This is a genomic window from Lactobacillus xylocopicola (assembly GCF_033096005.1).
GTDB classification, from domain to species: domain Bacteria; phylum Bacillota; class Bacilli; order Lactobacillales; family Lactobacillaceae; genus Lactobacillus; species Lactobacillus xylocopicola.
Genome location: NZ_AP026803.1, coordinates 693,224 through 707,072, shown reverse-complemented (window position 1 = coordinate 707,072; position 13,849 = coordinate 693,224). Strand labels below are relative to the sequence as shown.

The following is a 13,849-nucleotide window of genomic DNA, read 5'->3' as shown; positions in this document are numbered from 1 at the left end:
CGGGCTTTTTCTGTGAGTATTATAAACAAAATGAGTAACAATTTAACCATCCACCTTTTAGTCAATGAAACAGCCGGTAACGGTCGGGCTAAAAAAGTTCTAGAACAAACCGCACTGCTCTTGGTAAATGAAAATATTGACTTTGATATTCAAAAAAGCACCTACCCTGGAGAAGCCATTATTCTGGCTGAAACTTACTGTAACCAAAAACATCACAAAAATGAAGTCTTACTAGTAATCGGTGGTGATGGTTCATTTAATGAAGTTTTAAACGGTATTAAACGGTCAAATAAGCCGGAGACGCCGTGCGCCTACCTGCCAGCTGGCACGGGTAATGACTTTGGTCGGGCCGCTCATTTGACTAGCAATCCGCAAGTCCTGCTTGACCATCTCAAGGCCAACTTGAAGCCTAGTTCAATTGATTGCGGCTCATTCAAACTAGCCGAATTTGGCAAGCAAACTTTTTATTTTGTTAATAGCTTTGGAATTGGATTTGATGCCTATGTCAACCACCTTAGTAATATTTCAACATTAAAGAAGATGCTCAACAGAATAAATGAGGGAAAACTAATCTACGGTTCCCACATCTTAACTTGTCTGCGCAAGCAAGACACCTTTACCGTTGAAGTTGAATGTGATGGTAAGAAAAGATATTATCAAAATGCCTTTTTAGTTACCACCACTAATCATCCGTACTTGGGAGGCGGTATTGCCTTGCTACCACCCGCGCGCATTGATAGCCATAAAATTAATACAGTGATTGTTGAAAAATATACAATTAAAAGTTTAATTAAGCTTTTCATCAAGCTCCTCAAGGACGGTTCCCACCTTGAGTGTCCTGAATTTCATTACATTGAGGCCGAGCAGATTACAGTAAAAACAAGCAAGCAAGAATTCGGTCAAGTCGATGGGGAAGAAATTAAGCGGGGCAACTTCAATATTGATTTTGTGGTAGACCAGTTTGATCTTTTGCGCTAAATTAATCAGGTATAAAACCCGTTCCCGTGGAGGAACGGGTTTTATTTATGACTACAATAAAATCAATATCGCTTACTTGCGGATTGTAGCCACCTAAAACTAGTGACCCATGCAAATAGAGTCCGACCAGGTTATCTTTAATAATTGCAGTAGTTTGTTCTTTCAACTTTGTGATCAGGTGGTGCGTTTTCAGATCATTTACTAGCATATTTCAAACTTGCCCCACTAATATTTTAAAAATCATTATCTTGCTGGTAGTTTAACCTAAAAAATAAAGCTATGCAAAAAAGGAAGACCGGAGTCTTCCTTTTTAAATAACCCTTACAATTTCTCGTAAAAGGTTATTTTTACTATTCCTGATTATTGCTTTGCAGGAGTTGTAGGTTGGGTTGGCGTTGTTGGCTGACTTGGATCCGTTGCAGGCTTAGCAGGATCTGCTGGCTTACTTGGGTCAGTTGCAGGCTTGGCAGGATCTGTAGCTGGCTTACTTGGGTCAGTTGTAGGGGTTGTAGGTTGCTTAGCGGTAGCTTCAGCATCTTTGATCTTCTTCTTCAAACTCTTAATTTGCGCATTAAGGTATGAACGATAACGCTTAGCATACTTTGCTTTGTATCCCTTAAAGTGCTTCAAAGCCTTCTTATCCAACTTCAATTGTTTCTCAAAAGAAAGTCCCCAGGACTTCTTTACTGTCTTGTTGAAGTAATTATTAGCTTTTTTGTGGCGCTTTGACCAAGACTTCTTAGTCTTTTTAATTACACCCTTAGTCGTCTCTTTAGGACCATTAAAACCTGGGTCAAGTGGTTCATTAATTGGTTGAACTACTGGCGTTTCTGGTGTCTTAGCAGGGTCTTTAGCCTGGTTTGCACCTGTTGCAGGCTTAGCAGGATCTGCTGGCTTGCTTGGATCAGTTGCAGGTTTAGCAGCATCCTGAGCAGTTTGACCGTTATTAGCTGCTTGACCATTTTGGTTAGCTGCTGGTGTGGTTTGAGTATCTGCCAATACCATGGCTGATTCAGTAATAACAGGTGACAATGCAGTTACGCCGGCAACTGCGAGAACAATAATATTTTTCTTCAATTTCATAAAGATTCTCCTTTTTCCTTCTAAAATATTTTACAGTATAACATATGTATTTGTTAACAGGGGCATAATCTTACAAATTTAATAAATTTATTTTATCCAGTCTCAAAAAAGACTAGCATGGAAGTCTTTTTACTGTAAAAATGAAATTACCACTTGCAGTTGTGCCAGGGCAACGATTTTGGGCAGCAGTTCCGCGGCTTCAGTCATTGCTGAAAGCACGCCATTAGCCGCATTTAAGTGAAAGCCAGCGTCTCCTGCTAACCCTGCCGCTAGCTGATACAAAGCTTCATCACTGGCGCTCGGGTCTAGCTTAAAGAGGCAACGCCCGTCATCGCTGACTTCATAGTGGTCTGCCCGGGCCTCGACGAAACAATAAACTGTTTCGCCCATTGCATCCCTAGCAAGCGTCGCCACTTCCAGTGTATCCGGCGCCAATTCAAGCACATGTGTATTGGCGGTCATCCACTGATTCAATGCTTTTCCTACTAGCTCAGCCGTTATTTCTTTAGTCATAACTTCTCCTACTACAGTTTAATATTCTGCATCCCAATCATCGGGTCAATCTCGCCCGCATAGATCATTTCAGCAGTGAGGACATGCGCTTGCGCAGCTGGCTTGATTTTCGTTTCTGCTTGAACAATTTTAGCATCCTTAACTCGATCGCCATTTGGCTCAATTGCCCCACCTAGTTCTTTTTGTAACTTAGCACTCAGGCCCGTTTGCCGATCATTACCAGAGGTATTCAAAGCCATCGTGTAAGCCCGCGGATCCCCAACTAAAACCAGGTTGTTAGCTGCACGGGTAACAGCAGTATAGAGCAAGTTGCGTTTGAGCATGACGTAATTTTGCATCGTTAAACTAAGAATTACTAGCGGAAATTCGGAACCCTGCGCCTTATGAATGGTAATTGCATAGGCCCGCGTCAAGTCAAACAAGTCTTTCTTGCTAAAGGTGATTTCACGTCCGTCAAAGTCAGCAGTTAGACACCGCTTAGAAGCTTTTTCATCAATGGCCAAAACCTTTCCAATTTGGCCGTTATAGATATCTTTTTCGGGATTGTTCTGCAATTGCAATACCCGGTCGCCAATTCGAAAAGTTTCATCGTGAACCTCAAGGAATTTACTGTTGGGCTTAGGCGGATTCATAATCTCTTGAATAATATTATTTAAATTGGTCACACCGCCCTCACCTTGGTACATCGCCCCTAATACCTGAACATCATCCTGGTCAAAACCACGTTTGAGCGCCCGCTCAATAATTTGGCTAACTACATGATCAACTTCACGCGGCGGACACGAAATGAAGGAATAATTCCTCGTTTTTTTGAACAAAACACTTTGATCCTGTCCCTCATTGATACTATGAGCCAAGGTGATAATACTGGAATCCTCACCCTGGCGGTGAATTTGCCTGAGTACGGTAGTAGGGAATACTTGAGCCGTAATTAAGTCACTGAAGACGTTGCCGGGACCAACCGAGGGTAATTGGTCCTTGTCACCCACAAAGACGATGTGGTTAGTTTCATTGATACTGGCTACCAATTGCTTGAACAAAACCATATCGACCATCGACATTTCATCAATGATCAAAATTTCCCCATTTAGTTCATTCAGCTCAGTAAAATCACTTTCACCCAGACCTAGACCCAATAGACGATGAATGGTCTTGGCTGTGATACCGGTGATTTCTTCCATTCTTTTGGCTGCTCGACCAGTTGGTGCAGCCAGTAAAAATGGTGGGTCTGAGCTGTATAAGGCTGCAGCGGGAAGCTTTTCCAGGTCGCGTAGCGCCAACAAGATACCATTGATAATGGTGGTTTTACCAGTACCTGGACCACCCGTCAAAATCGAGATAGGGTTATTCAGGGCATTTTTAATTGCTACCTTTTGGGTATCATCATACTCAATCTGCAACTGTTTTTCTGCCTTGCTAATAGCCGCCTGGATATCTTGGTCACTATAACTGGTCTCTGCCTGCCGCTTGACCAGGTTCTTCATCGTCAAGGCAATGTCAGTTTCGGTTTGAAAAATGTTCTGTAGAGCCGCATTTTCTCCTTCAACCACAACCTTGCCATCATGCTGGAGCTGGTTAACACAGTTAGCAATCGGATCAAACTCGTTGATTTGGAGCAGTTTTCCGGCCTCCGCCAATAATTGCGCCAATTTAATAAAAGTATTGCCGGCCTGCGTCAATTCATCCAGTAAGACCTGGAAGATTGCCCCATTGATACGGCGCGGATCAGCAGCTACAAAACCCAATTTGGTGCCAATTTGGTCGGCACTTTTAAAGGCGTAGCCGGTCACATCGGCAATTGCAGTATAAGGATCTTTTTGTAATTCAGCTAAGGTTTCACCGCGGTACAGCTGGTACAATCGGCCCGCCACTTTTCTATTCAAACCAAACTGAGCCAGTCGTAAAACAATCTCTGAGTATGAATCCATCGAATTTACGCCATTGAGTAGGCTGTCCTTCTGTTTCTTAGTCAGCGGCAGGGTCGCCACTTTGGCCGGATTTTCCTTCAAAATAGTTAGTGCATCAACACCTAATGTAGCAATAATACTGTCCGCAGCTTTGGGGCCAATTCCCGGAAACTCCTTAGAACTGAGATATTTTGTTAAACTACCCTTCTCATGCGGCAAAGCCTGCTTGTAGCTGTCACAGCGAAACTGTAGACCAAACTTATTATGCTCAACCAACTGGCCGGTAAAATTATAGGTGCCACCAACCTGAAGATCACCAAAGCTACCGGTAACTTTAATTTCTTCACGATCATAGTCAGCCAATGTCCCAATAATTGTTACATCGACAATTTTGTATAAGTCTTGGTCGTTCTCAAATACAACTCTATTAATCCGTCCTGTGAACTCAACCATTATCCTTACCCGTATGATTAATCATTTTCAAAATTGCGGCATACTGCTTTTGGGCCTGTCCAAAGTATTGGGGATCCTGTTTTTGCGCCCGGTGCAGGTATTTTTCAGCCTGGTCACGGTCACTGGCAAGGGTCGCAATTCCTAACCTGAAATTGACCTTAGCGGTTCTTTGGGTCGGTGCAATATCTTCAAAACTGGCTTTTGCTGCTTGGTCTGACCCCAGGGCCAGCCAGATATCTCCCAGCAGCTCGTTAACCCGTTCATCACTTTTCTTAATGGTCAGAGCGTAAGCTAGAGCCTTCTGCGCCTGGCCAATTTTCAAAAAAACCAGCGCCTTCTGGTAAAGAACCAGATCATCATTGGGGATTTGTTCCAGCAGCTGCAAGGATTTAGTAAATTCACCCTGCAGGTAGTAACAAACCGCCAAATCATAGTCCAAGTCTTGAGGATTTTCAACTAGAGTTTGGGCCTTTTCCAAAAGTTGCCTAGCCTGGTCAAAACTCCCCGCTTCCACCAAAAGCGTGGCCAGTCTCAAATAGTTCTCCGTGTTATGAGGATCCGCATCGATTTCTGTAATCAGCCGGTGCACCTGAGCTGCGTTTTGCTTCATTTTTTGTTCATTACTCATAGCGAATCCGTTCCTTCCATTTTTCTGTCCAAAAAACTTGTCTCATTCCAGATCACTAACCGAAAACTTGCACCTTGGTCATTTGTTTCCAGAATCGTCAAACTGGTGTTGCTGAGGCCACCATTACACCTGATATCCTTAAGTGGATAAGCCAGCAAGCCGCCCATGATGGCACTAAGCGCCGCTCCATGGCTGACTGCTAAAACCTTATCTTCACTGCCAGGATAGCGCTGGGCCACTGCACGGCCAAACTTACAACCGCGCGCTATTACTTCGGAGTAGTCCTCACCGCCAATGGCCTGACCATCATACTCATCCGGCGCCTGCCACAGGTCATGCACCTGTTGGGGATATTCAACACAAGCTTCATCGAACGTGAGACCTTCCATCCTGCCCAAATCAAACTCACGCAAGCTAGCTGCGGCAATAATGGGGAGCTGCGTCCCCAGACTTACTTTTAAGCCCTGGGCCGTGTCAAAGGCGCGCCTTAAGGGACTGGTGTAGATTGCCGTGAACTCTGTCCTTGCTAAGTAGCCGCCTAGTTTAGTGATATCTGCCCAACTCTGCGGCAAAAGCGGTGAGTCACCATGAGCACCTTGGAAGCGCTGTTCCAAGTTCCATTCAGTTTTACCATGTCTAACAAAATAAATCTGCATTAATTAATTGGCCCTTTTCCATTATTTCCTTTCTAGTTTATCATTTAATCCTGCCAAAAGGAAAAACTTGCTTAAGTGGCGCTTAAACTAACCGTATTGCTCAGCAAAAAAGGAGTAGGTCGAAAAGACCTACTCCTTTTTAATGTTAATTAGACTAGCTGTAGTTGTCGCTCATTTTGAGCAGCACTATCAATGTTGCCACCGCCAAGACACTCTTCACCCCGGTATAATACCAGGGCCTGGCCTGGGGTCACGGCCCTAGCCGGCTCGTCGAAGTAAACCGTTGCCGTGTTACTTTTAGCATGGTAATGCACCGTCACACCAACATCAGGTTGACGGTAACGGAACTTGGCACTACAGTGCATTTTAAAATCACTTTGCGGCTGACCGGTAAAAAAGGACATGTCGCTAGCTTCAAGCTCTGTAGCATACAGCAAGTCACTATCATAACCCTGCTCAACAATCAGTTCATTCTTTTTCAAGTTCTTACCAACAACAAACCATGGTGCTGTGGATTCTTTAGTTGAGCCCAGACCCAGACCCGATCGCTGTCCGATGGTGTAGTACATGAGGCCAGCATGCTGGCCAACTACTTGCCCGTCTGGGGTAATCATCTGGCCCGACTGAGCAGGCAAAAATTCACTCAGAAACTTACGAAAATTGCGCTCACCAATAAAACAAATGCCCGTCGAATCTTTTTTCTTGGCCGTAATCAGGCCATGTTTAATAGCAATTTCACGCACTTGCGGCTTGGTCAGATTGGCCAACGGAAAAATCACCCGGCTAATCTGTTCTTGACTCAGCTGGCTCAAAAAGTAGGTCTGATCCTTGTTACCATCTTTAGGCCGCATCATGTGGCTAAGCCCTTGCTCATCGGTTACCGTCTTGGCATAGTGCCCCATTGCAATGTAATCCGCATCAAGATTCAGCGCAAACTCTAAAAAGGACTTGAACTTAATCTGGCTATTACATATCACGTCTGGATTAGGTGTTCGACCCTTTTTATATTCGTTTAAGAAATATTCAAACACTCGGTGCCAATATTCTTTTTCAAAGTTGATTGAATAGTAGGGAATGCCAATCTGGTCAGCAACCCGTTTGACGTCTTCATAATCTTCGGTCGCGGTGCAAACTCCTGCGTCATCAGTATCATCCCAATTTTTCATGAAGACACCAATCACATCATAGCCCTGCTGTTTGAGTAAGAGTGCGGCCACTGAGGAATCAACGCCCCCACTCATCCCAATAACTACTCTGGTCTTCTGCTCTGCCAATTTTGATCAATCCTTTACCGCAACCAGAATTTTGCGCTCCGCTAAATCTTTGAGCACATAGTCTAACAATTCAACGGTCGGCGCTAATTCCTGATTCTTAAAAATGTTTACTTTTTTTAGACCATTCCGGTCGGTAACAACCATGGTTAAGCGGGTCATATCCTTGTCAATAGTCACTTTAAGCTTGGTTGGCGCATTGTAGGGCGAGTCATTATAAAGCGGATGTTCATAATTGTAGTTGCCCTTGACGGTCTTAACAAAGCCTGCATCAATCAACGCATAAAGTTTCAAATCTGGACTAAGGGTAAACTTGCGCTTATCCCCATTAATTACAACTGTATTTACCATTTGTTCTTCCTCACTTACAAATAATAAGTGCTTTTGCGTAAAAAAGCAACTATTTTCCCTTTTGCTGTATTTTCCCCGCTATTTTGACTAATTGTTGGGCAAAGGCAGTAACTTCTTCTGCCGTCGTAAAACGACCAAAAGAAATCCGGATTGACTCATTAATTCGCGGCGAATCCTTCCCAAAACAAGCCAATAGAACATGGGACGGCTCCAGAGATCCGGCTGTGCAGGCTGATCCACCCGAAACTGCAAAACCGGCTAGGTCTAGATTAGCCTGCAACAGGGTCGTAGACACACCAACAAGGTGCAGATTTAACAGGTGATGAGAATCGTGTGTACCGGTTCCACCGTTAATTTCGAAATCAATCTTGCCAGCCGTCAACTTATCCAATATCAACTTTTGAAAACCCTGATACTTTGCCTGGAGTTTTTGCTTGTCAAGCGCCGCACTCTCACTAATAGCTTCACCAAAACCAGCAATGCCAGGCACATTTTCAGTACCTGCGCGGCGCTTAGTCTCTTGCTCGCCGCCTAATACTAAGGGTGGCAGCTTAACTCCGTGATGCTCATACAAAAAGCCTAAAAATTTAGGGCCATTAATTTTATGGGCCGAAGCGGATAACAAGTCAATCTTCATTTTGGCCACATCCAAGTCAAGGTTACCCAGAGCTTGAACGGCATCAACATGGAAGTAAGCATTACTGTCGGCCACGAGTGCACCAATCTCAGTCAACGGATTAATCGTCCCCACTTCGTTGTTGACTGCCATGATCGAAACCAGGATAGTTGCAGGCGTTAACGCCTGCTTGAGGTCGGATAAGGCGATCCGACCATGGTCATCGACATCAAGATAGATTACGTCATAACCAGCACGTTCAAGCTGTTTCATTGGCTCTAAGACCGAGGGATGTTCAATCTTAGTGGTAATAATTCGCCTGCCTTCTGCTCGTCTGGCCTGGGCAGTACCAAAAATTGCAGTATTATTGCTTTCAGATCCCCCTGATGTGAAAATAATTTCATTTTCTTTAGCATTAATCGCAGCCGCAACCTGCCCCCGCGCTTGGTCAATTACGCGCCGGGCCTTACGCCCCAGTTCATAAGTACTCGAGGCATTACCAAAAGTTTTTTTCATCTCCTCGGTAATAACATCAATTACTGCAGGCGCCAGCGGTGTTGTTGCGGCATTATCTAAGTACACTTCTGCCATGATTCTAACTCATCTTTTCTATGTATGCGCAGATCAACTTGGCCGCCTGCGCACCAACTTTTTGGGCAAAGCGGTCAAAATCCTCATTAGCTCCATCATCACCATTATCAGAAATTGCCCGCAAGGCAATTAGTGGTTTTTTAAAGTGGGCCGCAACCTGGGCAAAGGCTGCCCCTTCCATTTCTACTCCCACTGCTTGGGGAAAATTCTGTTTAATTGCCTGCTTTTGCTGGTCAGAGCCAATAAAGGAATCACCAGTTACAATCAGCCCCTCTTGATACTTGACCCCCTGTACTTCAAGAAAATTAGTTAACTGGGTGCGCGCTGGTGAGTCTAGGTCAAAAGAAGCAGGTTCACCCGGAAGCTGTCCCTCGACATAGTCCCCTGCCAACGTGTTATGGGCATCGTGGTAAGCAAAGGACTTAGCCACAATCAAATCGCCCTGATGGACACCTGCTTGCAACGATCCCGCCGTTCCCGTCATCAAGACCAGGTCAAGATTGACTTGTGCTAGTATGGAGGTCAGGTTCATAGCTGCTTGAACTTTGCCGATTCCGCTCAAACCAAGATAAATATCATTGCCCCGAACGCAAAAATGCTCGAACATCGTCGATCCGAACATTTCCTTGTTACCGGAGTGAAAATATTTATGATAATACTCTGCCTCAATTGCCATGGGGACAATAATTGCTATCTTCATTTTTACACCCGCTTAATTTTTATAAATGAAATAACGCGATTAATACTAGAATCAATAGCACCAAAACTAGCAAGATAGCCCGGTTCAGCTTTTGCTTAAGCTTGCGCCCCTTGTCTTCTTCCACCTGCGTCTGCTCATCAGTAGACCGCAAGCGGGGCTGGTCGACCGGTGTTTCGTGATCGTCCACCTGCTGCTTATCTGCAGTGCTACGGGTAAACTCAGGATTGACATCAACGTTTTCAGCACCACTGTCAAAAGCCGATTTGATAGTAGTAAAAAAGGTCTTGCTCTTCTTGTGTTTAATTTTCTTGCGGTAATCAGATCGTTTTTCAGTCATGTTATTCCTCTGCGTCCGCACCGGTTAAAAGCATGTTTTCCCACACGCTCATTGCGTACAAAGTTTTGGCATCAACAATTCTTCCTTGTGCGAATAACTTCTTCAGCTCTTCTAAATCATACCAGTGGCTGGTCAAAAATTCATCAGCATCGAGGGGCCTTTTTTCGGTTAGCCTGGTTAAGGTATCACAATAAAATAAGTGCAACTTTTCATCAGTAAAGCCCGGGGAAGAATAAAACTCGGTAATCTTTTCCCAGTAGTCGGCATGGTAGCCGCCTTCCTCATTCAATTCACGTTTCATCGCATCCAAGGGACTTGCATCAGTCGCATCGATCAACCCAGCTGGAATTTCTAGGGTTACTTCCTTAATCGGTTCCCGCCATTGCTCAACCAAAAGCATTTCTTGCTGATCATTAACCGCAATGGCAGCTGCAGCCGGTTGATGCCTGACCACTTCACGATCAGCAGTCTCACCATTGGGCAACTTAATTGTTTTAACCGACAGGTCAACAATTCGACCCGAAAAAATTTGCTTTGAAGAAATTTCAGTTTCTGTTAAATCCATTTACTCACTTTCCTGTAAATCAGCTAAATATACATTAACACATTGCAGTCCGTTTTTACCTTGGGCAAGCTGATACTTGACTTGCTGGCCAACGCGCAGTCGGCGGTAGCCTTCTTCCTTAATTGCCGTGTAAAAAACAAAGTACGACTTATGATTCTGCTCATCTTCAATAAAGCCAAAACTACTATTTTGGTCAAACTGCTTCACTGTACCTAGACGCATTATTCTTCTAAACCTTCTTGTACTACTTCAGGATAGTTGTCCTTAACAATTTTTGCACAACGACCACAAAGCATTGGCAAGTCCCGATCTTCTCCAAGGTCAGTCCTAATCATCCGGCACCGCGGACAAACTTCTCCTGGAGCGTGTTCAACCACAAATGCTCCATTTGCCAGCTGAACCGCATTAGCAGGTGCTTTGCCTTCTTCGATGGTCAACTTGGAAACAATCAGAATCTGGCGGAAATTGGCCTTCAAATCATCCAGGACTGCTTTTATTGCTTGAGTCGGATAAATTGTTAACGCCGCTTCAAAGGATTTTCCAATTAATTTTTGCTCCCGCGCTGCTTCCAAAACTTTTAAAACATCATCTCGTAAATTCAAGAATTGTTGCCAATCAGCAAGTAATTGTTGCCGGTTGTCATATTCAAGCACTGCTGGCATGTTGGTCAATTGAATGTACTTGTCCGCTTCTGGTAAGAAGGACCAAATTTCTTCCATGGTGTGGGGCAGGATGGGCGTTAATACTTTCGCAATTTTGCTTGTTGCATCATAGATAACTGTCTGCATTGACCGCCTAGTATGGCTGTTCTTACCTTCAATGTACAGGACATCTTTAGCAAAGTCCAGATAAAAAGCGGAGAGGTCATTGGCAATAAAGGCAAAAACACTCTTGTAAACCGCGTTAAAGTCATATTTTTCATAACTTTCAAGGCACTGCTTAACAAGGTCATTTAAGCGTACTTCAATGTATTGGTCAATTGAATTCAGCTCTTCATAAGCGACCCGATCTGCAGCCGGATCAAAATCACTGGTATTGGCAAGCATATAGCGGAAAGTATTTCTGATCTTACGGTAACTTTCCGCAGTCTGGCTAAGAATATCATTAGAAACTGCAACATCTGCAGTCGCATCAACTGAAGCTACCCACAGGCGAATAATCTCGGCTCCCATTTGCTTGATAATATCGTCAGGTGCAATCACATTGCCCAACGACTTAGACATCTTGTGCCCCTTATCATCCAACACAAAGCCTTGGGATAGAATACCTCGATATGGCGCCTTACCCGTAGTAGTAACAGCGGTAATCAAACTTGAATTAAACCAGCCGCGATACTGGTCACTACCCTCAAGATACAAATCAGCCGGGAAACGCAGGTCAGGTCTTTTGGCCATGACGGCTTGGTGAGAGGAGCCAGAGTCAAACCAAACATCCAAAATATCAGTTTCCTTGGTAAAATGACCGTTTGGTGAATGTGCGGAAGTGAAGCCCGCTGGTAACAATTCCTGAACGGTAAGCTTGTACCAAGCATTGGAACCTTCTTTGGCAAAAATTTGCGCAATGTGCTCAATTGTTTCCGGAGTTACAATTGGTGTTCCATCTTCGGCATAAAAAATTGGTAGTGGGACGCCCCAGGCCCGCTGACGGGAAATTACCCAGTCGCCACGATCCTTAATCATGTTATGCAAACGAACCTTACCCCAGGCCGGCGAATAGTCGACTTGGTCAATTTGATCAAGAATCTGCTGACGACATTTGGCAATCGAAGCAAACCACTGAGTAGTGGCACGATAAATTACCGGCTTCTTGGTGCGCCAATCATGCGGGTATGAGTGCATGAAGAAACTCAATTTGAGCAGGTTACCTGATTTTTCTAGTTTTTCACTGACTACTTTATTGGCATCATCATAGAACATCCCCACTAGGTCAGGATCAGGAACCTCTTCAGTAAAACACCCCTTATTGTCCAACGGACTAAAAACTGGTAGGCCATATTTTTGTGCTACATTATAGTCGTCTTCACCAAAGCCTGACGCAGTATGGACGAGACCAGTACCATCACTAGCAGTGACGTGACGTGCATTCATCAGCAGCGCATCTTGATCGTAGAGCGGATGCTTGGCCACCAGCTGGTCCAGATCGCTCCCCTTGAAGTGCTGAACCACTTGGTAGTTCTGCCAATCTAGCGCTTGCGCAACTGCTGCCAAGCGGTCAGTTCCAACCACGTAGCGCTTATCGCCCACTTGAACAAGCGAATAATCAAAAGCTGGATTAACGGTAATGCCTTGGTTGGCCGGAATAGTCCAAGGTGTGGTGGTCCAAATCAAAAAATAAGTATTCTCGGGATCCAACAGCCCCTTACCATCTTTTACAGGAAAGGCAATATAAATCGAGGGCGACTTAACATCGTGGTATTCAACCTCGGCCTCAGCCAGAGTCGACTCACTTGAAGGTGACCAATAAACGGGCTTTTTGCCTTTATAAATATAGCCTTGCTGATACATTTTACCGAAAAGACGAATTTCTTCAGCTTCATACTCTGCCTGCAAAGTAATATATGGATGGTCCCAATCGGCAGAAACACCCAACCGCTTAAAATCAGCCATCTGCTTCTTGATTTCTTTTCTGGCAAAATTCTCACACAATTGCCGGTACTCAGCGCGACTTAACTGCTTACGGTCAACACCCTGCTTAGTGAGTTGTTGTTCAATTGGCAACCCATGAGTATCCCAACCAGGAACAAAGGGAGCATAATAGCCCGCCATATTCTTAAAGCGCACAATAATATCCTTAGAAATCTTGTTCAGGGCATGTCCCATGTGAATATTACCGTTAGCAAACGGGGGACCGTCATGCAAGTCAAAACGGGGCTTGCCCTCATTCAGCTTAAGCCGCTCGCTATATAAGTTATTGTCCTGCCAGTCTTTTTGCCATTCAGCTTCACGCACGGGGAGATTGCCGCGCATCTTAAACTTGGTTTTGCCCAAGTTCAGCGTATCCTTCACTCTCATTTTAATTATTCCTTTCTGTAAAAAAACTCGTCCTAAAAATAGGGCGAGTTTTATCATCGTGGTACCACCTAAATTGAGCTCTTAAGCTCCACTTATTGCTTGCGTATCGTGCAACTAACGCAATAAACCCTTTGGCAGCTAATCAACCTTCAAGCATTTACACTAGCCTTCCACCAACGCTAGTTCGCT

The 13,849-nt window shown here is 44.4% G+C and carries 15 protein-coding genes; 1 reads left to right on the top strand and 14 read right to left on the bottom strand.

What is annotated here, in order from left to right:
- Positions 1-30: 30 nt before the first annotated feature.
- Positions 31-978: a diacylglycerol/lipid kinase family protein gene (locus R8389_RS03625; protein WP_317638121.1), complete on the top strand. Its 948-nt coding sequence runs from the start codon at positions 31-33 to the stop codon at positions 976-978.
- A 1-nt stretch (position 979) separates the two neighbouring features.
- Here the strand turns inward: R8389_RS03625 and R8389_RS07875 are convergent, their stop codons facing one another.
- The 14 genes from R8389_RS07875 to ileS form a co-directional block, all read right to left on the bottom strand.
- Positions 980-1,186: a nucleotidyltransferase domain-containing protein gene (locus tag R8389_RS07875; protein WP_425604662.1), complete on the bottom strand. Its 207-nt coding sequence runs from the start codon at positions 1,184-1,186 to the stop codon at positions 980-982.
- A 152-nt stretch (positions 1,187-1,338) separates the two neighbouring features.
- On the bottom strand, positions 1,339-2,061 hold the full coding sequence (locus R8389_RS03620) for a hypothetical protein (protein WP_317638120.1): 723 nt from the start codon (positions 2,059-2,061) through the stop codon (positions 1,339-1,341).
- Between the two features lie 129 nt (positions 2,062-2,190).
- Complete coding sequence (locus R8389_RS03615) at positions 2,191-2,574, bottom strand: DUF1828 domain-containing protein (protein ID WP_317638119.1); 384 nt, start codon at positions 2,572-2,574, stop codon at positions 2,191-2,193.
- 11 nt (positions 2,575-2,585) lie between these two features.
- Positions 2,586-4,934 carry an SF1B family DNA helicase RecD2 gene (gene recD2 / locus R8389_RS03610; protein WP_317638118.1) on the bottom strand — a complete coding sequence of 783 codons (2,349 nt, stop codon included), beginning with the start codon at positions 4,932-4,934 and terminating at the stop codon, positions 2,586-2,588.
- Entirely contained in the window at positions 4,927-5,562 is a 636-nt protein-coding gene (locus R8389_RS03605; protein WP_317638117.1) for a tetratricopeptide repeat protein, read from the bottom strand. Before R8389_RS03605 ends, recD2 begins: the two co-directional genes overlap by 8 nt.
- A complete protein-coding gene (locus R8389_RS03600; protein ID WP_317638116.1) occupies positions 5,559-6,218 on the bottom strand; it encodes a histidine phosphatase family protein in 660 nt (219 codons plus the stop codon). Before R8389_RS03600 ends, R8389_RS03605 begins: the two co-directional genes overlap by 4 nt.
- Positions 6,219-6,367: 149 nt before the next feature.
- Positions 6,368-7,459 (bottom strand): tRNA 2-thiouridine(34) synthase MnmA, encoded by a 1,092-nt coding sequence (gene mnmA, locus R8389_RS03595; protein ID WP_317638243.1) that lies wholly within the window; start codon positions 7,457-7,459, stop codon positions 6,368-6,370.
- Positions 7,460-7,498: 39 nt separating this feature from the next.
- A complete protein-coding gene (locus R8389_RS03590; protein WP_317638115.1) occupies positions 7,499-7,840 on the bottom strand; it encodes a DUF1831 domain-containing protein in 342 nt (113 codons plus the stop codon).
- Between the two features lie 49 nt (positions 7,841-7,889).
- Positions 7,890-9,047: a cysteine desulfurase family protein gene (locus R8389_RS03585; RefSeq protein ID WP_317638114.1), complete on the bottom strand. Its 1,158-nt coding sequence runs from the start codon at positions 9,045-9,047 to the stop codon at positions 7,890-7,892.
- Between the two features lie 4 nt (positions 9,048-9,051).
- Positions 9,052-9,747 carry a 5'-methylthioadenosine/adenosylhomocysteine nucleosidase gene (locus tag R8389_RS03580; RefSeq protein ID WP_317638113.1) on the bottom strand — a complete coding sequence of 232 codons (696 nt, stop codon included), beginning with the start codon at positions 9,745-9,747 and terminating at the stop codon, positions 9,052-9,054.
- A 19-nt stretch (positions 9,748-9,766) separates the two neighbouring features.
- Positions 9,767-10,084, bottom strand: coding sequence for a hypothetical protein (locus R8389_RS03575; RefSeq protein ID WP_317638112.1), 318 nt, complete (start codon positions 10,082-10,084; stop codon positions 9,767-9,769).
- 1 nt (position 10,085) lies between these two features.
- On the bottom strand, positions 10,086-10,649 hold the full coding sequence (locus R8389_RS03570) for an NUDIX hydrolase (RefSeq protein ID WP_317638111.1): 564 nt from the start codon (positions 10,647-10,649) through the stop codon (positions 10,086-10,088).
- Positions 10,650-10,871 carry a cold-shock protein gene (locus R8389_RS03565; protein WP_317638110.1) on the bottom strand — a complete coding sequence of 74 codons (222 nt, stop codon included), beginning with the start codon at positions 10,869-10,871 and terminating at the stop codon, positions 10,650-10,652.
- Positions 10,871-13,660, bottom strand: coding sequence for an isoleucine--tRNA ligase (gene ileS, locus R8389_RS03560; RefSeq protein ID WP_317638109.1), 2,790 nt, complete (start codon positions 13,658-13,660; stop codon positions 10,871-10,873). Before ileS ends, R8389_RS03565 begins: the two co-directional genes overlap by 1 nt.
- Positions 13,661-13,849: the final 189 nt, after the last annotated feature.

What these genes read in the sequence shown, in the direction of transcription:
- R8389_RS03625 (WP_317638121.1), top strand. Translation starts at nt 31, where the DNA reads ATGAGTAACAATTTAACCATCCACCTTTTAGTCAATGAAACAGCCGGT.
- R8389_RS07875 (WP_425604662.1), bottom strand. Translation starts at nt 1,186, where the DNA reads ATGCTAGTAAATGATCTGAAAACGCACCACCTGATCACAAAGTTGAAA.
- R8389_RS03620 (WP_317638120.1), bottom strand. Translation starts at nt 2,061, where the DNA reads ATGAAATTGAAGAAAAATATTATTGTTCTCGCAGTTGCCGGCGTAACT.
- R8389_RS03615 (WP_317638119.1), bottom strand. Translation starts at nt 2,574, where the DNA reads ATGACTAAAGAAATAACGGCTGAGCTAGTAGGAAAAGCATTGAATCAG.
- recD2 (WP_317638118.1), bottom strand. Translation starts at nt 4,934, where the DNA reads ATGGTTGAGTTCACAGGACGGATTAATAGAGTTGTATTTGAGAACGAC.
- R8389_RS03605 (WP_317638117.1), bottom strand. Translation starts at nt 5,562, where the DNA reads ATGAGTAATGAACAAAAAATGAAGCAAAACGCAGCTCAGGTGCACCGG.
- R8389_RS03600 (WP_317638116.1), bottom strand. Translation starts at nt 6,218, where the DNA reads ATGCAGATTTATTTTGTTAGACATGGTAAAACTGAATGGAACTTGGAA.
- mnmA (WP_317638243.1), bottom strand. Translation starts at nt 7,459, where the DNA reads ATGAGTGGGGGCGTTGATTCCTCAGTGGCCGCACTCTTACTCAAACAG.
- R8389_RS03590 (WP_317638115.1), bottom strand. Translation starts at nt 7,840, where the DNA reads ATGGTAAATACAGTTGTAATTAATGGGGATAAGCGCAAGTTTACCCTT.
- R8389_RS03585 (WP_317638114.1), bottom strand. Translation starts at nt 9,047, where the DNA reads ATGGCAGAAGTGTACTTAGATAATGCCGCAACAACACCGCTGGCGCCT.
- R8389_RS03580 (WP_317638113.1), bottom strand. Translation starts at nt 9,747, where the DNA reads ATGAAGATAGCAATTATTGTCCCCATGGCAATTGAGGCAGAGTATTAT.
- R8389_RS03575 (WP_317638112.1), bottom strand. Translation starts at nt 10,084, where the DNA reads ATGACTGAAAAACGATCTGATTACCGCAAGAAAATTAAACACAAGAAG.
- R8389_RS03570 (WP_317638111.1), bottom strand. Translation starts at nt 10,649, where the DNA reads ATGGATTTAACAGAAACTGAAATTTCTTCAAAGCAAATTTTTTCGGGT.
- R8389_RS03565 (WP_317638110.1), bottom strand. Translation starts at nt 10,871, where the DNA reads ATGCGTCTAGGTACAGTGAAGCAGTTTGACCAAAATAGTAGTTTTGGC.
- ileS (WP_317638109.1), bottom strand. Translation starts at nt 13,660, where the DNA reads ATGAGAGTGAAGGATACGCTGAACTTGGGCAAAACCAAGTTTAAGATG.